Origin of the sequence: Gordonia sihwensis NBRC 108236 (assembly GCF_000333035.1) — a bacterium.
Classification (GTDB): Bacteria; Actinomycetota; Actinomycetes; order Mycobacteriales; family Mycobacteriaceae; genus Gordonia; species Gordonia sihwensis.
In genome coordinates this window covers 132,821-156,234 of record NZ_BANU01000014.1, presented here as the reverse complement: position 1 = coordinate 156,234, position 23,414 = coordinate 132,821, and the positions used below count along the sequence as shown (strand labels likewise).

21 protein-coding genes and 1 riboswitch are annotated in these 23,414 nt (G+C 69.0%); of the genes, 14 read left to right on the top strand and 7 right to left on the bottom strand.

Annotated elements, in window-relative coordinates; translation table 11 throughout:
• The first annotated feature begins 11 nt into the window (after window positions 1–11).
• Together GSI01S_RS10455 and GSI01S_RS10450 are read left to right on the top strand one after the other, a co-directional pair.
• Entirely contained in the window at window positions 12–707 is a 696-nt protein-coding gene (locus tag GSI01S_RS10455; RefSeq protein WP_006896523.1) for an enoyl-CoA hydratase/isomerase family protein, read from the top strand.
• Entirely contained in the window at window positions 704–1,882 is a 1,179-nt protein-coding gene (locus GSI01S_RS10450; RefSeq protein WP_039867450.1) for an amidohydrolase, read from the top strand. Before GSI01S_RS10455 ends, GSI01S_RS10450 begins: the two co-directional genes overlap by 4 nt.
• A 73-nt stretch (window positions 1,883–1,955) precedes the next feature.
• Here GSI01S_RS10450 and GSI01S_RS10445 read toward each other — a convergent pair whose 3' ends face one another.
• Complete coding sequence (locus GSI01S_RS10445) at window positions 1,956–2,447, bottom strand: gamma-glutamylcyclotransferase family protein (RefSeq protein WP_006896521.1); 492 nt, start codon at window positions 2,445–2,447, stop codon at window positions 1,956–1,958.
• 121 nt (window positions 2,448–2,568) lie between these two features.
• Between GSI01S_RS10445 and GSI01S_RS10440 the strand changes: the two genes are divergently transcribed.
• Both GSI01S_RS10440 and GSI01S_RS10435 read left to right on the top strand, forming a co-directional pair.
• A complete protein-coding gene (locus GSI01S_RS10440; RefSeq protein ID WP_006896520.1) occupies window positions 2,569–3,972 on the top strand; it encodes an NAD(P)H-quinone dehydrogenase in 1,404 nt (467 codons plus the stop codon).
• The gene (locus GSI01S_RS10435) at window positions 3,969–5,387 is read left to right on the top strand and encodes an MFS transporter (protein ID WP_006896519.1); all 1,419 of its coding nucleotides are present in this window, start codon (window positions 3,969–3,971) and stop codon (window positions 5,385–5,387) included. Before GSI01S_RS10440 ends, GSI01S_RS10435 begins: the two co-directional genes overlap by 4 nt.
• On the opposite strand, the gene GSI01S_RS10430 is transcribed toward GSI01S_RS10435, so the two are convergent.
• The 3 genes from GSI01S_RS10430 to glpK are packed head-to-tail and all read right to left on the bottom strand — an operon-like array spanning window position 5,356 to window position 7,781.
• Window positions 5,356–5,841, bottom strand: a complete 486-nt coding sequence (locus GSI01S_RS10430) for an SRPBCC family protein (RefSeq protein WP_006896518.1) — start codon at window positions 5,839–5,841, stop codon at window positions 5,356–5,358. The genes GSI01S_RS10435 and GSI01S_RS10430 overlap by 32 nt on opposite strands.
• Before the next feature lie 9 nt (window positions 5,842–5,850).
• A complete protein-coding gene (locus GSI01S_RS10425; protein WP_006896517.1) occupies window positions 5,851–6,234 on the bottom strand; it encodes an ArsR/SmtB family transcription factor in 384 nt (127 codons plus the stop codon).
• Window positions 6,235–6,272: 38 nt separating this feature from the next.
• Window positions 6,273–7,781: a glycerol kinase GlpK gene (gene glpK, locus GSI01S_RS10420; protein WP_006896516.1), complete on the bottom strand. Its 1,509-nt coding sequence runs from the start codon at window positions 7,779–7,781 to the stop codon at window positions 6,273–6,275.
• Window positions 7,782–7,832: 51 nt separating this feature from the next.
• Between glpK and GSI01S_RS10415 the strand changes: the two genes are divergently transcribed.
• Together GSI01S_RS10415 and GSI01S_RS10410 are read left to right on the top strand one after the other, a co-directional pair.
• Entirely contained in the window at window positions 7,833–9,575 is a 1,743-nt protein-coding gene (locus GSI01S_RS10415; protein WP_006896515.1) for a glycerol-3-phosphate dehydrogenase/oxidase, read from the top strand.
• Between the two features lie 80 nt (window positions 9,576–9,655).
• Window positions 9,656–10,078, top strand: coding sequence for a pyridoxamine 5'-phosphate oxidase family protein (locus GSI01S_RS10410; protein ID WP_039867448.1), 423 nt, complete (start codon window positions 9,656–9,658; stop codon window positions 10,076–10,078).
• 6 nt (window positions 10,079–10,084) lie between these two features.
• Here the strand turns inward: GSI01S_RS10410 and GSI01S_RS10405 are convergent, their stop codons facing one another.
• The 3 genes from GSI01S_RS10405 to GSI01S_RS10395 form a co-directional block, all read right to left on the bottom strand.
• Window positions 10,085–10,588, bottom strand: a complete 504-nt coding sequence (locus GSI01S_RS10405) for a nuclear transport factor 2 family protein (RefSeq protein ID WP_006896513.1) — start codon at window positions 10,586–10,588, stop codon at window positions 10,085–10,087.
• 82 nt (window positions 10,589–10,670) lie between these two features.
• Complete coding sequence (locus GSI01S_RS10400; RefSeq protein ID WP_006896512.1) at window positions 10,671–11,456, bottom strand: DNA-formamidopyrimidine glycosylase family protein; 786 nt, start codon at window positions 11,454–11,456, stop codon at window positions 10,671–10,673.
• Window positions 11,457–11,458: 2 nt separating this feature from the next.
• Entirely contained in the window at window positions 11,459–16,105 is a 4,647-nt protein-coding gene (locus tag GSI01S_RS10395) for an ATP-dependent helicase (RefSeq protein ID WP_006896511.1), read from the bottom strand.
• A 104-nt stretch (window positions 16,106–16,209) separates the two neighbouring features.
• Window positions 16,210–16,285, top strand: a riboswitch (cobalamin riboswitch).
• 62 nt (window positions 16,286–16,347) lie between these two features.
• Between GSI01S_RS10395 and GSI01S_RS10390 the strand changes: the two genes are divergently transcribed.
• The 8 genes from GSI01S_RS10390 (at window position 16,348) to GSI01S_RS10355 (ending at window position 23,348) form a co-directional block, all read left to right on the top strand.
• Window positions 16,348–16,569 carry a CbtB domain-containing protein gene (locus GSI01S_RS10390; RefSeq protein ID WP_006896510.1) on the top strand — a complete coding sequence of 74 codons (222 nt, stop codon included), beginning with the start codon at window positions 16,348–16,350 and terminating at the stop codon, window positions 16,567–16,569.
• A 20-nt stretch (window positions 16,570–16,589) separates the two neighbouring features.
• The gene (locus GSI01S_RS10385) at window positions 16,590–17,396 is read left to right on the top strand and encodes a CbtA family protein (protein ID WP_006896509.1); all 807 of its coding nucleotides are present in this window, start codon (window positions 16,590–16,592) and stop codon (window positions 17,394–17,396) included.
• A 5-nt stretch (window positions 17,397–17,401) separates the two neighbouring features.
• Complete coding sequence (locus GSI01S_RS10380) at window positions 17,402–17,893, top strand: histidine phosphatase family protein (RefSeq protein ID WP_006896508.1); 492 nt, start codon at window positions 17,402–17,404, stop codon at window positions 17,891–17,893.
• A 24-nt stretch (window positions 17,894–17,917) separates the two neighbouring features.
• Window positions 17,918–18,724: an 8-oxoguanine DNA glycosylase OGG fold protein gene (locus GSI01S_RS10375; RefSeq protein WP_006896507.1), complete on the top strand. Its 807-nt coding sequence runs from the start codon at window positions 17,918–17,920 to the stop codon at window positions 18,722–18,724.
• Window positions 18,725–18,818: 94 nt separating this feature from the next.
• Window positions 18,819–20,045, top strand: a complete 1,227-nt coding sequence (locus GSI01S_RS10370) for an acyl-CoA dehydrogenase family protein (protein ID WP_006896506.1) — start codon at window positions 18,819–18,821, stop codon at window positions 20,043–20,045.
• A 266-nt stretch (window positions 20,046–20,311) separates the two neighbouring features.
• The gene (locus GSI01S_RS10365; RefSeq protein ID WP_006896505.1) at window positions 20,312–21,238 is read left to right on the top strand and encodes a hypothetical protein; all 927 of its coding nucleotides are present in this window, start codon (window positions 20,312–20,314) and stop codon (window positions 21,236–21,238) included.
• Window positions 21,239–21,303: 65 nt separating this feature from the next.
• The gene (locus GSI01S_RS10360) at window positions 21,304–22,014 is read left to right on the top strand and encodes a hypothetical protein (protein ID WP_231650329.1); all 711 of its coding nucleotides are present in this window, start codon (window positions 21,304–21,306) and stop codon (window positions 22,012–22,014) included.
• Window positions 22,015–22,028: 14 nt separating this feature from the next.
• Window positions 22,029–23,348, top strand: a complete 1,320-nt coding sequence (locus GSI01S_RS10355) for an Ig-like domain-containing protein (RefSeq protein ID WP_006896503.1) — start codon at window positions 22,029–22,031, stop codon at window positions 23,346–23,348.
• Window positions 23,349–23,414 lie beyond the last annotated feature (66 nt).

Below are 23,414 nucleotides of genomic sequence, written 5' to 3'. Positions count from 1 at the left end.
AGGTTTCTGCCATGCCGTACTTGACTCTCACCGAAGACGCCGCCGAGTTGTACCTGGGTACCGAGGGCATGGAACTGGACGAGGCGAATCCGGAGAACCGCTTCGGCCGTGAGTGGATGGCCCGGGTGTCGGAGCTGACCGATGAGGCCGTCGCAGCGAAGAAGCCGCTCATCATCAGCGCCACCGGCAAGTTCTTCACCAACGGCCTCGACACCGATTACATCTTCTCCGGTGCGGAGCCGCTGCCGGCGTATCTCGATGCCGTCCACGCCCTGTACGCGAAGGTGGTGACGGCCGCGACGCCGACGATCGCGGCGATCAACGGCCACGCGTTCGGCGCCGGAGCGATGCTCGCCCTCTGCGCCGACTACCGCATCATGCGCTCCGACCGCGGGTTCTGGTCGTTGCCGGAGGCGGCGCTGAACATGCCCTTCCCGCGCGGGATGGCGGGTCTGCTGCGCACGCGTGTTCCCGATGCGACCCTCACCGAGGCGATGCTGACCTCCCGCCGCTACGGTGCCGCCGACGCCGTCGCCGGCGGGATCGTCGACGAGGCGGTCGAGGCCGACCGCCTGCTCGACCGCGCCCGCGAGGTCGCCCGCGAGCGCGCGTCCTTCGCCGGCGACAACCTCGGTGCCGTCAAGCGCGCGCTGCGACTGCCGCTGTTGGAGGACCTCACAGCCCCGACCCCCGAGACACTGCTGTGAGTTCTCCCGTGATCGACGCCTGGCTCGCATCGAATCTCGGCCGCGTGGTGGCGTGGCGCCGGGAGATCCACGCCGAACCCGAGCTGTCGATGGCCGAGTTCGCGACCACGGCGAAGGTCGTGCAGATCCTGAGCGATGCGGGCCTGTCCCCGAAGATCCTGCCGAAGGGCACCGGGGTGGTCTGCGATCTGGGTCCGGCCGACAAGCCGCGCATCGGGCTCCGCGCCGACCTGGACGGGCTGCCGATCCCGGAGCAGACCGGACTTCCGTTCACCTCGCGGGTGGAGGGTGTCTCCCATTCCTGCGGGCACGACGCGCACGCGGCCATTCTGCTCGGCACCGGGCTGCTGCTGTCCGAGTTCGCCGAGACCGGCGGCGAACTGCCGTTCGGGGTCCGGCTCCTGTTCCAGGCGGCCGAGGAGGTGATGCCCGGCGGTGCGCTCGACGCGATCGACGCGGGAGTCACCGACGGGCTCACCAGGATCTTCGCGCTGCACTGCGATCCGCACCTGGCGGCCGGAACGGTCGGTCTGCGCGCGGGTGCGCTGACCTCCGCGGCCGATCGTGTGGAAGTGCATCTGCGCGGGCCCGGCGGGCACACCTCGCGTCCGCATCTGACCGCCGACCTCGTGTACGCGATGGGCACCGTCATCACCGGGCTCCCCGGACTGCTGTCGCGCCGGGTGGACCCGCGCTCGGGCACCGTGATGGCATGGGGTGCCGCGCATTCCGGTGACGCCCCCAACGCGATCCCGCAGGAGGGGCGCTTGCGCGGAACGGTCCGGACCGGCGACCGCGACGTGTGGCAGGACCTCGAGCCGCTGGTGCGGAGCATCATCGGCGAACTGGTGTCGCCGCTGGGAGTCACCTACGACTTGACCTATGTGCGCGGTGTGCCGCCGGTGGTCAACGACCCGCACAGTGTCGCGATGCTGCGCCGCAGCGTGGAGGCCATCGGTCCGGCGGCAGCGGTCGACACGCCGCAGTCGCCCGGCGGCGAGGACTTCGCGTGGTATCTGGAGTCGGTGCCCGGCGCCATGGCCAGGCTCGGAGTGTGGACCGGCGTCGGCCAGCAGTGCGATCTGCACCAGCCGAACTTCGACATCGATGAGCGCGCGCTCGGCGTGGGCGTCGCGACGCTCGCGGGAGTCGTGCTCTCCGGAGAGCTGGACTGAGCGGCCGAAAAATTTTGGCTCCCGCAACGGCCTCTCAGACCGCTCCGGGAGCCAAAATTCTTCCCGACCGCGGTCAGCCTTCGTTGTCCATCGGCTCCGCGGGCCCGGGACCCACGTTGCGCGCCTCGTGCAGGCGCAGCCGCTCGACGTAGTCCGCGGGCGCGCCGGCGATCTCGGCCGCATCGGCCATCACGCCGAGATACCGCGCGGACGGCAGACCGCCCTCGTAGCCGTCGATGACGTACAGCCACGCCAGTACCGGTCCGTCGGCGGTGTCGACTCGCGCGCGGATCTTGCGGTGCACGCCGAGTTCGGTGCCCTCCCAGCGGTCGAGGTTCTTCTCGTCCTCTGCGGTGACGTCGTAGAGCACCACGAATACGCGCGCGTCGGGATTGTCGCGGTCCTCGGTCACGGTGGCGAGCGAACCCTCCCAACCGATGTCGTCGCCCGCGAAGGTCAGCCGCCAGCCGTTGAGCCATCCGGTCGAGGCCATCGGCGAGTGCGGAGCCCGCTCCAGCATCTGGGCAGGGTCCATGTTCGACGCGTAGGCGGCATAGATCGGCACGTCGCCAGCCTATTCGGTCGGTGGCCGATGAGGGAACACCGGCCGGTCCGGGCGGCGCGCGCAGCAGCCAGGGGATAAGTTTGTTCACGGAGTCCAGAGTCGTGTCTAAGGAGTGTGCACAGTGGCGAAGATCGTGATCATCGGTGGTGGGCCGGCCGGCTACGAGGCGGCCCTGACCGGTGCGGCCTACGGCGCGGAGATCACGGTCATCGATTCGGACGGGATCGGCGGCGCGTGCGTGCTGTGGGACTGCGTTCCGTCGAAGACGTTCATCGCGTCCACCGGAATCCGCACCGAGGTGCGCCGTGCCGTGGACCTCGGCATCAACATCGCCACCGACCAGGCGATGGTGACCCTGCCGCAGATCCACCAGCGGGTGAAGGATCTGGCCTTCGCGCAGTCGGCCGACATCCGTTCGCGTCTCATCAGCGAGGGCGTGACGATCGTCAATGGAACCGCACGGCTCGGTCGGACGGGAACCGGAATCGGAGCGCACGAAGTGGTGGCGACGCTCGCCGACGGCACCACCGAGACCTACGAGAGCGACGTGGTGCTCATCGCCACCGGGGCGTCGCCGCGGATCCTGCCGACGGCGCAGCCGGACGGGGAGCGGATTCTCAACTGGCGCCAGCTCTACGACCTGGCCGAGCTGCCCGAGCATCTGGTGATCGTCGGATCGGGTGTCACCGGCGCCGAGTTCGCTCACGCGTACACCGAGCTGGGCGTGAAGGTGACGCTGGTGTCGAGCCGGGACCGCGTGCTTCCGCACGAGGACGAGGATGCCGCGCGCGTCCTGGAGGAGGCCTTCTCCGAGCGCGGAGTGACCCTCATCAAGTACGCGCGCGCCGACCGGGTGACGCGCGATGAGGACTCCGCCACCGTGCACCTCGCGGACGGCAAGGAGGTGACGGGCACCCACGTGCTGATGACGGTCGGTTCGGTCCCCAACACCGGTTCGCTGAACCTGGAGGAGGCGGGCGTGGTGACCGATCGGGGCGGGTACATCACCGTCGACCGGGTCTCCCGCACATCGGCGCCCGGCGTGTACGCCGCCGGCGACTGCACGGGGGTGCTGCCGCTCGCCTCGGTGGCCGCCATGCAGGGACGCATCGCCATGTACCACGCGCTCGGCGAGGGCGTGAGCCCGATCCGGCTCAAGACGGTGGCGTCGGCCATCTTCACCCGGCCCGAGATCGCCAACGTCGGTGTCTCGCAGAAGGCCATCGACGCGGGGGAGTACCCGGCGCGCACCGTGATGCTGCCGCTGTCGACCAATCCGCGCGCCAAGATGAGCGGTCTGCGCCGCGGCTTCGTCAAGATCTTCTGCCGCCCGGCGACCGGCGTGGTGATCGGCGGCGTGGTGGTCGCGCCCAACGCTTCGGAGCTGATTCTGCCGATCGCGATCGCCGTGGAGAACAAGTTGCAGGTCTCGGAGATCGCACAGACGTTCTCGGTGTACCCGTCCCTGTCGGGATCGATCACCGAGGCCGCCCGCCAGCTCGTCCGGCACGACGATCTGGATTGAGCACCTGGCGGGAACTGCTGGGGCGCGACAACCGCGCGCCGATGGTGGTGATGGCGGGCGGCGTGGCGCTGTTCGCGATCAACGTCTACCTGACCACCTCGCTGCTGCCCAGTGCGGTCGCCGACATCGGCGGTCAGGACCTGTACGCCTGGACGATGACCGTCTTCCTGGTGGTCTCGGTGATCTCGTCGATGTTGGTGAGCCGCTGGCTGGCCGGGCTCGGGGCCAGGCGGTCGTACGTGTGGGCCTTCGCGCTGTTCGCTGCGGGCACGGTGGTCGCCGGCGCGTCGCCGACCATGACCGTGATGCTGGTGGGCCGGGCCCTGCAGGGATTCGGGGCCGGTCTCCTCGGCGGCCTGGGCTTCGCGGTGGTGCGGTTGGTGCTGGCTCCTCATCTGTGGCAGCGGTCCATCGCCCTGATGTCGGCGATGTGGGGAGTCGGCAACTTCGTCGGACCCGTGGTCGGCGGATTCTTCGCCCAGATCCACTTCTGGCGTGGGGCATTCGGCCTGCTCACCCTCCTGGCGCTGGCGCTGATCGCGATGACGCTTCGGGCGCTTCCCGTACGGCGCACATCCGGTGAACCGGCCGCCGCGGTTCCGTGGATGTCGCTGGCGTTGCTGACGACGGCGGTCGGAGCGATCAGCGTGGCCTCGCTGGTGCACGGGATCGCGACGTGGACGCTGCTGGCCTTCGCCGTGCTGGCGGGCCTGGGCTTCGTGGGCTGGGAGCGGCGGGCGAGTTCCCGAGTGCTGCCGGAGACGACCTATCGGGGCCGGTCGCCGCTGCGATGGATCTACCTGGCGATCCTGGTTCTCGCCGCGGTGTCGACGGTGGAGACCTTCCTGCCGCTGTTCGGGCAGCGGATCGGCGGGCTCGGGCCGCTCGCCGCCGGTTTCCTCGGAGCGGCACTGTCCTGGGGATGGACGGTCGCCTCGATCTCTGCGAGCGGAATCGAGAGCGAGCGCGGGCGGCGAGCGGTCCGGATCTGCGGTCCGCTCCTGCTGGGGTCGGGGCTGATCCTGTACGGCCTGCTGCAGATGCGCGACCCCTCGCCCGGCGTGATCGTGGCGTGGTACGCGGTGCTGTTCGTCGGCGGCTGCGGCATCGGCATGGCGATGGCGCACTGGTTCACCGCGGGTCTGCGGGTCACCGATGACGAAGCGGAGGCCGCCCAGGCGTCGGCGGGACTGAACACCAGCCAGCTGATCGCGAACGCCTGCGGCTCGGCGCTGGCGGGTCTGCTGGTGGCTCTGGGCGGCCCCGACATCGTGGGATCGGCCAGGGTCCTCAGCTTCGGTTTCGCCGCGTTGGCCTTCTGCGGCATCGCGGTCGCGCTGCGGGAGTTCGCCGTCGACCGCCGCATGCGCGAGCCCGATTCGCCTACGCGGCGAGGAGGTCGTCGATCTGGTTGATCGCCGCCGAGGCTCCCTCGATGATGCCCATCTCCAAGACCTTCTGGAGGTTCTCGGCGCTCTCGTAGGTGGAGGTGAAGACAGCGCGCGTGCCGCTGTCTGTGGCCTCGAAGACGTAGCGGTTCTGCGACACCGGCATGCCGTCGAGCGGCTTGAGTTCGGCATCGGCGAAACCGTCCTCGAAGGTGAACGACGACATCGGGTCGATTGTCTCGAAGCGCCACCAGCCCCCGAACTTCTCACCTTCGGGACTGGTCATGTAGTAGGTGGCGCGTCCGCCGCGAGTGAAGTCGTGCTCGACGAAGGTCGCCGGGTACTCGGGCGGTCCCCACACCTTCTCGAGTCGGCGTGGGTTCTCGTACACCTCCCAGACGCGCTCCACAGGCGCGGCGAATTCGGCGGTGATGGTCAGGGTGAGAGCGTCCGTGTCGGTCTGGACGTCGATGACAGGCATGGCTGGTCCTCAGGGTCGATGGTCTCGTGGGATGTCAGAGGGATCGGTGGTGTCGGTCGTCGGGGCCGGGGATGCGGCGAGCAAGTCGTCGACGCGGGCGATGCGGCCCCGCCAGATCTGTTCGATGTCGGAGAGCATCGCCGACACCGAGCGCACAGCGTTCACGTCGCCGGACGCCATCTGCTGGCGGCCCGCACGGCGTTTCACCAGCAGACCGGCCCGTTCGAGGACGGCGACGTGCTTCTGTACCGCGGCGAAGCTCATGTCGTACTTCTCCGCCAACGCGGTGACCGAGTGCTCGCCGGCCAGCACCCGCCGGAGGATGTCCCGCCGTGTGCGGTCGGAGAGGGCGTGGAACAGCGCGTCAGCGCGGTCCTCGTCGTCCTCGGTCACCTCTCAAACATACAACTAATCGGTTGTATGTCAATGGCTCATGCCAGATCGAAACTGTGCGTCACCGCGCGGTTCCAGCCCTCGAAAAGCCGTGTGCGGTCGGACTCCGACATCCGCGGTTCCCACCGCCCGCCGCGCGCCCAGTTGTCGCGGATCTCATCGGTGCTCGACCAATAGCCGACGGCGAGGCCGGCCGCGTATGCGGCGCCCAGCGCGGTGGTCTCGTTCACCACCGGCCGCACCACGGGGACATCCAGGATGTCCGACTGGAACTGCATCAACAGCTCGTTGACGACCATGCCGCCGTCCACCTTCAGCGTCTGCAGGTGCACGCCCGAGTCGGCCTGCATCGCCTCGATCACCTCGCGCGTCTGGTACGCGGAGGCCTCCAGGACGGCGCGTGCGATGTGCGTGCGGTCGGCGAACCGCGTGAGCCCGACGATCACGCCGCGCGCATCCGGTCGCCAGCGGGGCGCGAACAGCCCGGAGAACGCCGGGACGAAGTAGACGCCCCCGTTGTCGTCGGCTCGGCGGGCCAACTCCTCCACCTGGGCGGCCGTGTCGATGATCCCGAGGTTGTCGCGCAGCCATTGGACCAGGGAGCCGGTGACCGCGATCGATCCCTCCAGCGCATAGCGTGCCGGCTCATCGCCCAGTCGATAGCAGACGGTGCTCAGCAGGCCGTGTTTGCTGAGCACTGCCTCGGTGCCGGTGTTGAGCAGCAGGAAGTTGCCGGTGCCGTAGGTGTTCTTCGCCTCGCCGGGTTCCAGGCACGCCTGGCCGAACATCGCGGCCTGCTGGTCGCCCAGGATTCCGCCCAGCGGCACATCGGGGAGGGAGCCCGAGGTCCGCAGGCTCCCGATCACACCGGAGCTCGACCGGATCTCGGGAAGCATCGACACCGGGATGCGCAGGTCCGCGCAGATCTCCGGATCCCATTGCAGCGTATGCAGATCCATCAGCATGGTGCGGGACGCATTCGTCACGTCGGTGACGTGCAGACCGCCGTCGACGCCGCCGGTCATGTTCCACGCCAGCCAGCTGTCCATCGTTCCGAACAGCAGGTCGCCGGCCTCGGCGCGATCGCGGGCGCCCTCGACGTTGTCGAGGATCCACGCGACCTTCGGGCCGGCGAAATACGTCGACAGCGGCAGCCCGGTCCGTTCGCGATAGCGGTCGACGCCGTGCTCGCCCGCGAGTTCCTCGCACAGTGCATCGGTGCGGGTGTCCTGCCAGACGATCGCGTTGTGGATCGGAGTGCCGGTGTGCCGATCCCAGACGACGGTGGTCTCACGCTGATTGGTGATCCCGCATGCCACGATGTTCCCCGGATGCAACTGCGCCGCCGCCAGCGCGGCGGCGGCCACGCGACGGGTGTTGCGCCAGATCTCCATCGGGTCGTGCTCCACCCAGCCGGCGCGGGGAAAGATCTGTCTGTGCTCCACCTGCTCACTCATCACCACAGATCCCTTGCGGTCGAAGATCATCGCCCGGGTGGACGTGGTTCCCTGATCGATTGCGGCGACGTACTGAGCATCCGATTTCACGCCGTCAAGTCTGGCATGACGGCCGGTTACCCTCGGGTAGTCTTGCGAAATATGGAGAGCGAGTTCAATCCGGATCGGCCCGCCGACCTCAGCCCCGCCTATCGCGACGAGGCCTGGCGCAGACTGGGCTCTGAACAGTTCGACATCGTGGTCGTCGGCGGCGGAGTGGTCGGCGTCGGTGCGGCGCTCGACGCGGCCACTCGCGGTCTTCGTGTGGCGCTCGTGGAGGCGCGCGACATCGCGTCCGGCACCTCGAGCCGCTCGTCGAAGATGTTCCACGGCGGGCTCCGCTACTTGGAGCAGTTCGAGTTCGGCCTGGTTCGGGAGGCGCTGCGTGAGCGCGAGCTGTCGCTGCGCCTGCTCGCTCCGCATCTGGTGAAGCCGCTGCCCTTCCTCGCTCCGCTCACGCGCCGCTTCTGGGAGCGCCCGTACATGGCCGCCGGCCTCTTCCTCTACGACCGGATGGGCGGCGCCAAATCGGTTCCGGGACAACGGCATGTGTCGCGGTCGGGTGCGCTGCGCGTGGCGCCGAGCCTCAAGCGCGATTCGCTGATCGGCGGTATCCGGTACTACGACACGGTCGTCGACGATGCCCGTCACAGCCTCACCCTCGCCCGCACCGCGTCGCAGTACGGTGCGGTGATCCGGACCTCGACGCAGGCCGTCGGCTTCCTCACCGAGTCCGATCGGGTGATGGGCGTGAAGGTCCGCGATTCGGAGACGGGGGAGACCACCGAGGTGCGCGGGCACTGCGTCATCAACGCGGCCGGCGTGTGGACCGACGAGGTGCAGGCGCTCTCGAAGCAGCGCGGTCACTTCAAGGTGCGTGCGTCCAAGGGAGTGCACATCGTGGTCCCGCGCGACCGGATCGTCTCGGAGACCGCGATCATCCTGCGGACGGCCAGTTCGGTGCTCTTCGTGATCCCGTGGGAGACGCACTGGATCATCGGCACCACCGACACCGACTGGAACCTCGACCTCGCGCACCCCGCCGCCACGCGCAAAGACATCGACTACCTCCTCGACCGGGTGAACCAGGAACTGGTGACCCCGCTGACGCACGACGACATCGAAGGTGTGTACGCCGGGCTGCGACCACTGCTCGCCGGTGAGGACGACGAGACCTCCAAACTCTCGCGCGAGCATGCGGTGGCCGTCGTCGCGCCCGGCCTGGTGTCGATCGCGGGCGGCAAGTACACCACCTACCGGGTGATGGGGGCCGACGCCGTGGACGCCTGCAACGATTACATCCCCACCCGTGTCGCACCGTCGATCACCGAGCGGGTGCCGCTGGTGGGGGCCGACGGCTACTTCGCATTGATCAACCAGTGCGAGCACCTGGGCCAGCGGTTCGGCCTGCATCCCTACCGGATTCGCCGGCTGCTGAACCGCTACGGCTCACTGCTCGACGACGTTCTGTACTACGCCGACGCCGATGAATCGCTGCTGCAGCCGCTACAGGCGGCACCGCAGTACCTGCGGGTCGAGATCGTCTACGCGGTGTGGGCCGAGGGCGCACTCCACCTGGAGGACGTGCTCGCCCGTCGCACGCGGATCGCGATCGAGTACAGCCACCGCGGAGTCGACTGCGCGCAGGAGGTGGCCGAGCTGATCGCCCCGATCCTGGGATGGGACGAGACGAGGGTCGCCACCGAGGTGGCGACGTACAAGGCGCGGGTGGACGCCGAGATCGCCTCGCAGCGCCAGCCCGACGACGCCTCCGCCGATGCACTGCGTGCCGCGGCACCGGAGGCGCGCCGCGAGATCCTCGAACCGGTTCCCGTTCCGGATTAGCGGCGAATCCGACTCACGTCGCCCGGCTCACAGACCAAGTGCCCTGTACAGCCCGGGCGGTCGTGGGCCAGACTGGGGCCATGAGTACGGAGCCGGTGGAGAACCTGAGCAACGAACAGTCGTGGGAACTGCTGGAGGGCAGCGTCCTCGGCAGGCTGGCGGTCTGCGTCGACGGGCAGCCGGACGTGTTCCCGGTGAACATCTACGTGTCGAACGGCAAGATCCTGTTCCGGACCTCGGAGGGCACCAAGCTGGCGGAGCTCGCCGTCAACGACCGAGCAGTGATCGAGGTGGACGCCTTCACCAGCCGGATCGGGTGGAGCGTGGTGGCCAAGGGGCGGGCCCGCATCCTCCGAGACTCCGCGGAGATCGAAGCGGCCGACCAGACCCCGCTCAACCCCTGGATTCCCACGGTGCGGACGACATACGTGGAGATCGCCGTGGAGGAGATCACCGGCAGGCGGTTCGTCTTCGGGCCCGAGCCCGACCACGAGATCCGCTGATCCGGTTCACCCGGCCGACTCGGCGGCGAAGGCGCCCTCGGTGATGATCGCCTCGGTGTCGAGTGGGCGTGTCACCGACCAGGTCTCGGTGAAGACGCACTTCGACATCTTCCATTCGCCGTTTTCGACGACGTACTCGTCGTCGTATTCGCCGGTGGCGATCGTCTCGGTACGGTCCGACAGGTTGAGCTGTCGGAATCGCAGCGTCCACCGGCCGGTCGCAGACGCCTCACCGGTGAGCCGGATCTCCGGGTGCATCCCGTGATGCATGTCGAGGATGACGTGGTGACCGTCCACTTCGTGCAGTGCCACCTGAGTGAAGATCCGCGCCATCGGCTCGACGTCGTCGAACGCGCCGAGGCGGCCGTAATCGATCCGGGCGCCGGAGGCGATGAAGGCGTCACGGAATCCGCGGGGATCCTTGGCGTCACAGGCGCGCCAATAGCGGTACTTGAGTTCCTTGATCGCTTCGATCTTCTCGAGTGCGGTCACGCGCTGTTCGATGTCCATTCGTCCTCCTGACGTCGCGATGGGGGTCGACGCCCGGGTCGACCGGCCTTGCGCCCGACCCTAGGGGTTCGATGCATCCGCGTCACCGTGTCTGGCATCGCGGGCACACATAGATGCTGCGCTCGGCCGGCGGCTCGCCCAGCATCCCGCGTTCGACGGCGGTACCGCATCTGCGGCACGGACGACGGTCGCGGCCGTACACCCACAGTTCCCGGCCGCGGCCGGTGGCGCCCGTGGTGACGCGGGTGACGCGCAGGCGGTTGGCCGTCAACAGTCGGTGCGCGAGGTCTACCAGTGGCGGCAGGTCGACCGCGGCCGTCGGTGTGGCCGGGTGGACGCGCCGCATGAAGCAGAGTTCGCTGCGATACACGTTGCCGACACCCGCCAGACTGCGCTGGTCGAGGAGAGCGATGCCGATCGGGGTATCGGGGGCGGCGGCCAGATTCTCGACGGCGCGAGCCGCATCCCAATCGTCGCCGAGCAGGTCCGGGCCGAGATGGGCGACCGCGGGGCCGGGATCGGCGAGCAGTTCCAGGACGCCGAGATCGAAGCCGACGGCCTCGATGTCTCCGGCACGCAGCACCACACGTGCGGTGTGCCACGGCCGGCGCCACTTCGCACCGATGGTGTGCACATCCCACAGGCCCTCCATCATCAGATGCGAGTGGATCGAGACCGGGATGCCCGAGGGACGCAGCAGGTCGATGAACAAGTGCTTTCCCACCGACCGCACGGACTCGACGCGCGCACCGGACAGGTCGGTGGTGGCGTAGCGAGGTATTCGGAAGTCGCTGTCGCTCAGGGTTTTTCCGGCAAGCGCGGTGCGGAGGCGATGCACTGCACGGAACACGGTGTCGCCTTCGGGCACCGCTACCGGCTCCTCGGGTCGTAGTTCATCCGCAGTCCCCGGGGCGTGGTCGCGAAGCCGGAGGCGACCAGTCGCTCACCCAGCGATGTGCGGCGTACCGGCTCGCCGTCGACCTGATCGATGTGAATGCGCGGCACCGCCCCGGTGGTGACCGCGTGCGACAGCGCCGCCGCGGCCGCCTCGAGGAGCTCGGTCTCGGCGGTGAAGGTGAGCACCGTCTTTCCGCCGCGCTCGATGAACACCGCGGCGCGTCCGCCCACCAGGATCACGACCGCTCCCGGCTTCCGGCCGGGCCGATGCCCCGATTCGACGGCTCGCTCGGGCCAGTCGAGGGCCGCGCCGTACGGATTCGCCGGATCGGTGGCCGCGAGCACCACCGCCGCGCACCGTTCCTCGCGTGAGACGACAGTCGACTCGCGCAGGATGTCGACGGTGTGGCCGGCGGCGAACTGCGCGCCTCCCAGCCCGTCGATGTAGTACCCGCGCCGCACCTGGCCGTTGTCCTCGAAGACGCCGAGCGCCTTGTAGATTCGCGCGAATCCGCCCTCGGTCGATTCGGCGGTCACGGCTCCCTTCGTCACCACGCCGTAGCGGTCGAGAAGCACGTCGCAGGTGGCAGCGGCAGCAGTGGTCGGATCGACGGGGATGCGACGGATCACCGACCATCGCCCCCCGACCGTGGGCGGCGTGGCTGCCGTACCCGCAGCACCCGCCAGATACTGCGACGACAGCCGTGCGGCGCGCAGACGCGGCGGCCGACCGCGAGTCCGGTGGGCGGAGGTGGCCGACGATCGTGCGCTGCGCGGCGGGTTCAGCGCGGCGCGGACCACCGAGAACGAGTCGTTCGTGATGATTCCGGCCCACACGAGATCCCACAGCAGGTCGGGCAGTTCACCGTCGGGGATCGCGTGTTCTGCGCTGTTCAGCGCGTCGGACAGTTCGCGGAAGCGCAGGGCCCCGCCCCGGTCGAGAGCGGTCCGGACCGCTTCCTGAGCGGGAGTCGGTTCGGCGTCCTCGGCGGGCCGGAGGGTGAGTGCGGCGGCGTCGGCCAGATGCAGGGCCACCCAGCCGTCGGCCCCGCCGATGGCCCCGTGTCCGGACCAGATCACCTCGCCGGAGGCGGTCAGCTCATCGAGCATCGACGGCCGGTAGTCCTCCACCCGCGCCGGCAGCACCAGCGTCTCCCACGCCGACGCCGGTATCGGCTGTCCGGCGAGCTGTTCGACGACGGCCGCGACGCCGGCGGCGCCGCGCAGCCGTGACTTCCCGGTGACGTGCTGCCAGCCGAGCAGGAATCGGGTGTACGCCTCGGCGCTGACCGGCTCCACTTCGGCGCGCCCGGCCGCCAGCGATCCGCGGCGGAGCTGGGTGAGGACGTCGGAATGGCACCACTGGCTCGGGGTGCGGCCGGTCTGCGGTTCGGGCGGGAGCGGAATGAACTCGCCCTCGATCACAGTTCGTCGCGCCGCGAGCTCTTCGAGGGTCCGCGTCACCACCGCGGGTGCCATGCCGAGAGCTTCCGCGACATCGGCGGTGGTGAACGGTCCGTGGGTGCGGGCATAACGGTGCACCAGGTCGGCCAGGGGATCGGCGACAGCCTGCAGATAGGCGACCGGGACGCCCAGCGGCAGCGGTATGCCGAGGCCGTCGCGGAGTCGCGCTGCGTCGTCGACCGAGGCCAGAGCGGTCGCGCCGCGGAAGGGCACCTCGATCAAGCGGCCGTCGGCGAGGAGTCGCTCGAGCACCTCGTCGAGCGGAACGGCGAGTGGGTCGTCGCCCCGGTAGCGTTCGGCGATCTGTCGGGGTGTGCACGGTCCCAGCCACCGCAGCAGGTCCACCACATCTTGATCGTCGCGCGCACGCCGTTCCGGAGCCGTCCGCTGGAGCCGCGCGACGACCTCCGTGATCACTGCGGGATCGAGCAACTCACGTAGGTCGACGCGGCCGAGGAGCTGGGCGAGCAAAGCGGTGTCGAGGGACAGCGCGGTCGCCCGGCGTTCGGCGAGCGGGGCGTCGTCGTCATAGATGAATGAGCCGACGTAGCCGAGCAGCATCGAGGCCGCGAAGGGCGACGGGGTGGACGTTTCGACCTCGGTGATCCGCATCCTGCGCTGCATGATGCGGGTGAGGACGTCCACCAGCGAGGGCAGGTCGTAGACGTCGGAGAGACATTCGCGGACCGTCTCGAGAATGATCGGGAAGTCGCCGAAACGCGACGCCACCGCCAGCAGTTGGGCGCTGCGCTGCCGCTGTTGCCACAGCGGGGCGCGTTTTCCGGGATCACGGCGCGGAAGCAGCAGCGCCCGCCCGGCGCACTCGCGGAACCGCGACGCGAACAGCGACGAATCGGCCAGCGCGCGTGTGACGTCCGCTTCGATGTGCTCGGGGTCGAGGAGGAAGACGTCGGCTCCCGGCGGATCGTCATCGGTGTCGGGGAGGCGCACGATGATGCCGTCGTCGGTGGCAGTGGTGGCCCCGTCGATGCCGAGACGTGCCGAGAGCTGCGCGGCCACGGCACCGGCCCACGGTGCGTGGACCCGCAGGCCGTAGGGGGAGTGCAGCACCAGCCGCCAGTCGCCGAGCTCGTCGCGGAAGCGTTCCAGTACGAGGGTGCGGTCGGTCGGGAGCACGCCGGTGGCATCGCGCTGCTGGGCGATCAGCGCCGACAGGTTGCGCTCTGCGTTGGCGCTGAGCCCGAGTTCGGCGGCGAGTGCGGCGAGCTTCTCCGCATCGCCTGCGATCCCGATGAACTCACCGATCGCCGCACCGAGTTCGGCCGGACGACCGACGGCGTCGCCGATCCAGAACGGCAGCCTCCCCGGCATGCCGAACGCGGGCGAGACCAGCACCCGATCGTGTGTGATCTCCTCGATTCGCCAGCTCGACGCGCCGAGGGCGAACACGTCGCCGACCCGTGACTCGTAGACCATCTCCTCGTCGAGCTCTCCGACCCGGCGGGGCTGGCTGCTTTCCGCGCGGTCGGTCCCACCCACGAGGAAGACGCCGAACAGCCCGCGGTCGGGGATGGTTCCGCCGGAGGTGACCGCCAGGCGCAGGGTGCCGCGCCGGGCGGTGAGCCGCCCGGCTGCGCGGTCGTAGTCCACCCTCGGGCGCAGTTCGGCGAATTCGTCGGACGGGTACCGGCCGGAGATCAGATCGAGGACGGCGTCGTACACGTCGCGGGTGAGGGTCCGATACGGCATCGCGCGCCGGACGGTCGCGTACCATTCGTCGACGTCGAGATCGTCGACGGCGGTGGCCGCGATGGTCTGCTGGGCGAGGATGTCGAGCGGGTTTGCCGGGACCGAGAGCGCCTCGATGCGGCCGGCGAGCATTCGCTGCGCCACCACCGTGCAGTGGATCAGGTCGGTGCGGTGCTTCGGAAACAGCACGCCGCGACTCACCTCGCCGACCTGGTGTCCGGCGCGGCCGATGCGCTGCAGCCCGGCCGCGACGGACGGTGGGGCCTCCACCTGGATCACGAGGTCGACGGCACCCATGTCGATGCCGAGTTCCAGTGAGCTCGTTGCGACCACGCACCGGAGCGTGCCGGATTTCAGATCGTCCTCGATCTGTGCACGCTGCTCTTTGCTCACCGAGCCGTGGTGGGCGCGGGCGAGGACGGCAGGCGCGCCCGCCGTGTCTCCACTGGCCGAGACGTAGGCGGGCATCCCGCCGGGCACTGTCGGGTTCGGTCGGTCCGGGTCGAACTCGATGCCCGCGCGTTCGGCGGCGATCTCGTTCAGCCGGGCGGTCAGACGTTCGGCGAGACGACGAGAGTTCGCGAAGACGATCGTCGAGCGATTCTCCTCGATGCGGTCGACGATCGCCGACTCCACGTGGGGCCAGAGGGAACCGGCGGTCGGGGAGAAGGCGTCGTCGAGATCGTCCGTCCCGGTGTCCGGCGGCGGGATGGCGGTCATGTCCTCCACCGGCACGTCCACGGAGAGGTCGAAGGTCTTCGCCGCAGGCGGCTTCACGACGGTGCAGTCGCCCTCGCCCGCCAGGAACTCGCCGACGAGTTCCTCGGGCCGCACGGTCGCTGACAGCCCGATGCGCTGCGCGGGCCGCTCGAGCAGCGCATCGAGCCGTTCGAGCGAGAGCGCCAGGTGCGTGCCCCGCTTGGTCGCTGCGACGGCGTGCACCTCGTCGACGATCACCGTCGTCACCGTGGCGAGGGTCTCGCGCACCGAGGAGGTCAGCATCAGGTAGAGCGATTCGGGCGTGGTGATCAGGATGTCGGGCGGATGGGTCTGCAGCCGTCGGCGGTCGGCCGCCGAGGTGTCCCCGGACCGGACTCCGACCGTGATCGACGGTGCGTCGAGTCCCATGATCTGCGCCGCGTGCGCGATGCCCACCAGTGGTGCCGACAGGTTCCGCTCCACGTCGACGGCGAGTGCCTTGAGCGGTGAGATGTAGAGGATCCGGACACCCGGAGCGGTGCCCGCACTGCCGCCGGTCGCGGCGTCGATCCGCTCGCGGTACAGCGAGTCGATGGCCCACAGGAAGGCTGCGAGGGTCTTGCCCGACCCGGTCGGAGCCACGACGAGGGTGTTCTCGCCGCGGGCGATCGCCGTCCACGCACCGGATTGGGCTCGGGTCGGCGCGCCGAACGCGTCGCTGAACCACCGCTGCGTGGCCGGATGCATGCTCCGAAGGATCTGACTGCCCGATGCCACACTCCCATTCAAGCGCACACCTGTGACACTCAGCGGATTGCGGCCGGCGGTACACTCAGCGGGCCGATGCGGTTAACCCGGTGCGAATCCGGGGCGGTCGCGCCACTGTGAGCGGTCCGCCGACGACGCCGTCGGACTGCGAGCCAGACAGTCGCATCGGTGTGAACAATGCCGACCCCGGGCGCGTGATCCGGGAGAACAGGACGTCGACGATGACCGCATCCACCGCAACGCAGGGCGTACGTTCCCTCGCCGTGCCGAACCTCTCCGCCGCGAGCGCGGCCCTCTGGCTCACCGCCACCGTGGCACTCGCGGCGCTCGCCTACTACTTCCTGGGATACGACCAGGGCGCGGTGTCGGTGTTCGGCAGCGACACCCATGTCCACGAGTTCGTGCACGACGCACGGCACTTCCTCGGCTTCCCCTGCCACTGAGCCGGGGAGACAACAGAACAATGGAGCGCAGATTCACCGGCGCAGGCGTGCTCGCAGGCCTGATCGCCGGACTGGTGTCGTTCGTCTATGCGCGGATCTTCATCGAACCGCAGGTGCGGCTGGCCATCGACTACGAGGAGGAGCGGTCGCACGCCGAGTCGATGCTGTCCGGCGAGCATGCACACGAGCACGAGATCTACAGCCGAACCGTCCAGGAGAACATCGGTGCGGGAGTCGGCACGGTCGTCTTCGCCGTCGCGATGGGCGCCCTGTTCGCCGTCGCGTTCACAGTTCTGTGGGCCTACGTGGGACGTCGGTGGCCGGCCGCGGACCCTCGGGCGGTCGCAGCGGGGCTGGGTGCCGTGGCCTTCGTGGCCGTGATCGGCGTCCCCTACTTCGTCTACCCGCCCAACCCGCCCGCGGTCGGCGAGGAGGACACCATCGGAGCGCGGTCGGGCGCCTACCTGACGCTGACGCTGGTGTCGGTGGCGCTGATGGTCGTCGCGGTGATCCTCGGCTGCCGGCTCGCGGACCGGATCGGCGGACTGTGGTCGGGTGTCACCTCCGCGGTGGTGTACCTGGTCGGTGTGACCATCACGGCCGCGCTTCTTCCCGAGTTCAAGGAGATCCCCGGTCCGGTGATGGACGGCGACCGGATCGTCGGCGCCGGATTCCCCGGACAGGTGGTGGCCGACTTCCGGGTGTACGCGATCGCGAACCAGGTACTTCTGTGGACGGTCCTGACCGTGGCGTTCGTCGCGCTGCTCGGCGTGATGATGCGCCGGTCCAAGACTTCCGACCGCACGCTCGCGGAGGTCGGCGCCTGACGTCGGTGCATCTGGTGGTCGCCGCGCGGACCGCACCCAACAGAGCGGTCCGGTTCGGCGGCGAGCACGACGATCTCGACTCGCGTGGCCGCCGGGATGCGGCGGCGCTCGCATCGCGGCTGCCCCGGGCCGGACGGGTGATCGCCGGACCCGAGAGATCGGTGACGCAGACCGCACGCCTGGCGTGCGGTCTGTTCGGCGTCGACCCGCGACTGGCGTCGCTCGACGTCGGCCGCTGGCGGTCGACCGCGCCGGAGTCGGTCGATCCGGCGCAGTTGGGCGCCTGGTTCGGCGATCCCCTGTGGTCGGGCCACGGCGGTGAGTCGGTCGGCGCGTTCGTGGGTCGGATTCGCGGCGTTCTCGCCGCGCTCGCCGCGGGTGGGCCGGCGACGCTCGTGGTCGCGGGCCCGGTCGCACAGGCCGTGCTCTGCGAGGACGCCGCGAGCTTCTTTGCGGCCGACGTGTGCCCGGGCGGGCTGTACACGGTCACGCTCTGACGTCGCGGAGCAGGTGCGACGTCGATGTCAGAGGGCCGTGCGACCATCGGCCGCATGGACGAGAGTTGGAGCGGCGACGGCGCGGACGCGCACCTGGTGATTCCGGCGGACTGCATCGCCTGGTGCCGGAACCAGCCCTACGCCGAGACGGTTCTCGAGGATGTCGTCGAAGTGGATCTCGACTGGTGGAACGAGCGCCTGGCTCAGTGCGAGATCCCGGCGCAGGTCAGCGGGCGCGATGCGGACGGAACGCAGGTGTGGAAGGGCACCGCGTACCTGCGTCGGGGCGATCTCGAGCCGGGTGTGCACGGAATGGGCCTCGGTGACGAACCGGAACTCGATCGCCTGTACATGTGTGCCGCCTGGCTGGCCGAGCACCCGCTGCGCGGCGGTGTCCGCCGATTCGTCGACGTCCGGTCCGGGCGGGATGCGGGCACGCCGTTCGCCGCGGTCGAGCGTGCGCTCGTCGCCTGCCGGCGCGCTCCGGCACTGATCGACGCCGCGGCGTATCGGGACTGGTCGGGATGGCCGGTCGCTCCTGGTGTGGGCCACGTCCTGATGTCCCTGTACTGCTGGGCGATCCACTCCGGGGCACCCGACCGTCCGCAACTGCTGGATGCTGCCAGCGCCGGCAGTCTCACGTGGAACGGCTGGCTTGTCGCGTCGTCGGTGTCGCACTACTCCGTCCGCAGATACGTGCGGTACAACTCCCTGCTTCACCGCTGGGCCGCGCAGGCGGGCGTGGCGCCGGAACTGGTCGAGATGTGGCTCAATCGGCAGTGGCACAGTCGCCTGGCCGAGGCCGCCGTACGGGACGGATCGGCGCTGTGACGAGCCGGTCGACTGAGGGCGTCGACCTACCGGGTCGGTGACACGATGCGCTACCGTCAGACCTAAGTGAAACGTGTTCCAGTTTGGAGGCTTGATGTTCGAGTGGTCTGAGGAAGATGTGATGGTCCGCGACGCTGTGCGCGGCTTCATCGACAAGGAGGTCCGGCCCAATCTGGAGGGTCTGGAGTCGGGGTCGCTCCCGCCGTACGACATCCTCCGCAAGATGCTGGCGACCTTCGGGATGGACTCGATGAACGCCGAGAGCCTGGAGAAGGAGCTCGCAGCCGAGGAGGCGGGCGAGCCGCGATCCTCGGGCGGCGGATCGAACAGTCTCGCCAACTCGATGTTCCTGATCCTCAACATGGAGATGGCGGGGGTCAGCCTGGGCCTCATCGCGTCGATGGGCGTCTCACTGGGCCTGACGGTCTCGACGATCCGCAGCCGCGGCACCCTGGCGCAGAAGCGTCGCTGGCTTCCGGAGCTGGTGACGATGGAGAAGGTGGGGGCGTGGGCCATCACCGAGCCCGACAGCGGCTCGGACGCGCTCGGCGGGATGAAGACGACGGTGCGCCGCGACGGCGACGACTACATCCTCAACGGCAACAAGACCTTCATCACCAACGGCCCGTACGCCGACACCATGGTGGTCTTCGCCAAGCTCGACGAGGGCGACGGCACGCCGATGCGCGATCGCAAGGTGCTCACCTTCGTCCTCGACAAGGGCATGGAGGGACTCACCCAGGGCAAGCCGTTCAAGAAGATGGGCATGATGAGTTCGCCGACCGGTGAGCTGTTCTTCGACAACGTCCGGGTGGGCCGGGATCGTTTGCTCGGAGAGACCGAGGAGACCGGATCGGACAAGCGGGGCGGCGACAGCGCGAAGGCCGGATTCACCGCCGAGCGGATCGGCATCGCCGCGCTGTCCCTGGGCATCATCAACGAATGCCAGCGGCTCTCCATCGACTACGCCAAGACGCGCACCCTGTGGGGACAGGAGATCGGAAAGTTCCAGCTAATTCAGCTCAAGCTCGCGGAGATGGAGATCGCGCGGCTCAACGTGCAGAACATGCTCTTCGTCGCGATGGAGGCGGCCAAGGCCGGCAAGCCGCCGACACTGGCCCAGGCGTCCGCGATGAAGCTGTACTCCTCCCGGGCGGCGACCGAGGTCGCGATGGAGGCGGTGCAGCTCTTCGGCGGCAACGGCTACATGGCCGAGTACCGCGTGGAGCAGCTGGCGCGCGATGCGAAGTCGCTGATGATCTACGCCGGGTCGAACGAGATCCAGGTGACCCACGTGGCGAAGGGACTGCTGGCGCAGTAGGGCGCGCGACCGAACCACATCGACTCCGACCGATGCCCGCAGGGGAACCTGCGGGCATCGTCGTGTCCGGCGGGCGGTGCGCCGCCCTCCACTTCGTGCCGGCCGTCCTACGAACGGCCGATATGTCGCAGTTTTTGTGCTGGCAGCACGCAATTCGGGACGTATCGACAGCTCGATGAAGCGTTCGCCCTCGTCGGATCCATACATTTATCGGACGCTGTCGCGGCGCCCTCCCACCTGATCCCGCGCCGCGAATCGAGGAGGCTGTGTTGAAAACCAAGATCGTGCTGCGACGACTCGCAGCGGCAGGGGCGATCGCTGCGCTGGGCGCGGTCGGCGTGATGTCCGGATCGGGTGCGGCGGACGCCGACACCGTCGGTCCGGCGAAGGGCAGCAGCAGTGCCGTGAACTTCTCCCGCGAGATCAGCGGACTCAAACTGGTCGACGGCAAGGTGCCCAACGGAGAGGTCATCACCGTCACCAACCGGCTCGACCGCAAACTCGCATGGCTCATCTACTGGGTCAAGGACACGCACCCGACGTGCATGGAGGCCGTGCCCAACACCTCGGTGTGGAAGGTGAGCGGCAAGACCTACACGAACAATCCGAACGTCTCCGGCGCCATGAAGCCCGACGAGTTCTCCTCCGGTCCGGGATGGGCGAAGATCGACGCGCCCGCGGCCAACTCCTGGGAGAGCATCGCCTGGTCGCAGGACTACCTGCTCAAGTGCGACGTCGGGGTGCTGAACACCGGCGGACTGCAGTACTCGACCACCTGGGTGGGCGACAACGGCGACCATCCGAACGTCGGCCCGAACATCGAGGTGACGCGCGGCGTTCCCGGGATCTCGGTGAACCCGAAGGATGCGATGGCCGACAACGACGTCGAGATCACCGTCAAGAACCCCGACGGCCGCCCCGGCGACAAGGTGGTCCTCACCGCCGACGGCAAGTCGCTCGACGGTTGCGGCAACCTCGAGCTCGACGGTGACCGCCGCGTCAGCTGCACCTGGGTGCCGAAGAAGGCCGGGACCTACCCGCTGCGCGCCGTCATCTCCAGCGCAGAGCCGGTCACCGTGACCGAGAGCGTCTACGTCTCGGCCAGCCCGGCGAGCGGCAGTCTCGGTGGAAGCCTCGGCAGCGGAAGCGCCGGCATGGACACCGGAAGCATCTACACGGGCAGCCTCGGATGAGCGCGCATACCAACACCTCGAGAAAGCAGACGAACATGTCGACAATCAGACGGACAGTGGCGGTCGTGGGCAGTTGCGCGGCGGCTGCCGCGCTGGCGGGAATCGGCACCGGTGCGGCGGCCGCCGACACCGTCGGCCCCGTCAGCGGTGAGAACGACACCGTGAGTTTCCAACGATCGGTCGAGGGCGCCACCCTCGTCGACGGCAAGGTGAAGGTCGGTGACACGGTCACCATCACGAATCGGATCGACCGGAAGATGTTGTGGCTGGTGTACAGCGTGCGCGACAATCATCCGTCGTGCTTGCAGGCGGTGCCGAACACCTCCGTGTGGACGGTCTCGGGCGGGACCTACACGAACAATCCGGACGGTCCCGGGACCAAGAAGCCCAACGAGGTGACCTCCGGCGACGGCTGGGTGATGATCGATGCGACCGGTGGCGGTTCGTGGGAGGCCAAGCCGCTGATCTGGACGCAGGACTACGTGGTCACCTGCGCTCCTGGCACCCTGAACACGGGTGGTCTGCAATGGTCGACGACCAACGCGTTCGAGAAGAACAACAACAAGCCCGATGTCGGTCCGACCATCACGGTGGTCCCGGCGTCGTCGCCCGGTGGCGGGGACGGTTCCGGTGGAGACACCGGCAGCGGCGGCACGGGTTCCGGCGGTGACGGCTCGGGCGGCGAGGGCACGGGCGGTGCCGGCGGCAGTTCGGGGTCGGGTAGCTCCGGGTCCGGAAGCCTCGGGTCCGGCAGTCTCTCGAACCTCTTCGGATGATCAGGAGCAATCAGATGAGCAGACTCAACAGACCTGCGCTCGTCGCCCTGCTGTCGACGTCCGCGGCGATCATCGCAGGGACCACGGCGGCCGGGGCCGCGGGCGCGGAGACGATGACGCCGGTGACCGGCGGCAACGACACCGTCAGCTTCTCGCGGACGGTCGGGAGCGCGGCCTTGGTCGACGGCAAGGTGAAGGTCGGTGACACGGTCACCATCACGAATCGGATCGACCGCAAGTTGGGGTGGCTGGTGTACAGCGTGCGCGACAATCATCCGTCGTGCATGAAAGCGGTGCCGAACACCTCCGTGTGGACGGTCTCGGGCGGGACCTACACGAACAATCCGGACGGTCCCGGGACCAAGAAGCCGAACGAGGTGACCTCCGGCGACGGCTGGGTGATGATCGATGCGACCGGTGGCGGTTCGTGGGAGGCCAAGCCGCTGATCTGGACGCAGGACTACACGGTGGAGTGTGCGCCGGGCACGCTGAACACCGGCGGCCTGCAGTGGTCCACCACCAACGTGTTCGAGAAGAACAACAACCAGTCGAACGTGGGCCCGACCATCACCGTGGAAACACCCGCCCCCAAGACCGCGTCGGCCACGGCCGTGTCGGTGACGCCGGCGCCCAAGGCCGGTGAGACCTCGACTGTGAAGGCGACGGTCACGGCCGGCGGCAGCGGCGCCACCGGCGGCACGGTCGAATTCTTCAACAACGGCGCCTCGATCGGAACCGGGACCGTCGCCGCGGGAGTCGCGACGACGAACTGGAAGCCCGCCGCGGGTGGCGCCTACTCGCTGAAGGCGGTCTATTCGGGAACCGCGACCATCGAGGCGTCCAACGCGACGATCACGGGCACCGTCGCGGCAGCCGACCCCGAACCCGAACCCGGTGCGCCGGTGATCGCGGTCAACGGATCGCCCAAGGTCGGCACCGCAACCCCGGTCGTGGTGACGTCCGACGCATCCGAGGGCAGTGCGGTCACACTCACCGCGAACGGTGCCGCGATCTGCTCCGGGCTCGTCCTCGCGAACGGCAAAGCCACCTGTCAGTGGACTCCCACGACCGCCGGTGCCGTGGAGTTGAAGGCCGTGGTGGGCGCGAAGTCGTCGATAAGGAACCTGGTCGTCGAGGCCGCCGGCGGCGGCGACCCCGGTGACGGCGGAGGCGATCCGGGCGGTCCCGGTGACGGTGGCGACCCCGATCCCGGCACCGGCGGCGACGGCGGCAGCACGGGCAGCCTGGGCGGCGGCAGCCTCGGTGGCCTGTTCGGCGGGAGCCTCGGCGGGCTGTTCGGCGGCATCACCGACGCGGTCGGCAGCAGCAACTGAGCGACGCCGACCACCGATAGACACGAGTGCCCCGGACCATGAGGTCCGGGGCACCCGTACTCGAAG

What these genes read in the sequence shown, in the direction of transcription:
- GSI01S_RS10455 (WP_006896523.1), top strand. Translation starts at nt 12, where the DNA reads ATGCCGTACTTGACTCTCACCGAAGACGCCGCCGAGTTGTACCTGGGT.
- GSI01S_RS10430 (WP_006896518.1), bottom strand. Translation starts at nt 5,841, where the DNA reads ATGCCTGTCATCGACGTCCAGACCGACACGGACGCTCTCACCCTGACC.
- GSI01S_RS10415 (WP_006896515.1), top strand. Translation starts at nt 7,833, where the DNA reads ATGGAGAGCGAGTTCAATCCGGATCGGCCCGCCGACCTCAGCCCCGCC.
- GSI01S_RS10410 (WP_039867448.1), top strand. Translation starts at nt 9,656, where the DNA reads ATGAGTACGGAGCCGGTGGAGAACCTGAGCAACGAACAGTCGTGGGAA.
- GSI01S_RS10405 (WP_006896513.1), bottom strand. Translation starts at nt 10,588, where the DNA reads ATGGACATCGAACAGCGCGTGACCGCACTCGAGAAGATCGAAGCGATC.
- GSI01S_RS10395 (WP_006896511.1), bottom strand. Translation starts at nt 16,105, where the DNA reads ATGCATCCGGCCACGCAGCGGTGGTTCAGCGACGCGTTCGGCGCGCCG.
- GSI01S_RS10390 (WP_006896510.1), top strand. Translation starts at nt 16,348, where the DNA reads ATGACCGCATCCACCGCAACGCAGGGCGTACGTTCCCTCGCCGTGCCG.
- GSI01S_RS10385 (WP_006896509.1), top strand. Translation starts at nt 16,590, where the DNA reads ATGGAGCGCAGATTCACCGGCGCAGGCGTGCTCGCAGGCCTGATCGCC.
- GSI01S_RS10375 (WP_006896507.1), top strand. Translation starts at nt 17,918, where the DNA reads ATGTCAGAGGGCCGTGCGACCATCGGCCGCATGGACGAGAGTTGGAGC.
- GSI01S_RS10370 (WP_006896506.1), top strand. Translation starts at nt 18,819, where the DNA reads ATGTTCGAGTGGTCTGAGGAAGATGTGATGGTCCGCGACGCTGTGCGC.
- GSI01S_RS10355 (WP_006896503.1), top strand. Translation starts at nt 22,029, where the DNA reads ATGAGCAGACTCAACAGACCTGCGCTCGTCGCCCTGCTGTCGACGTCC.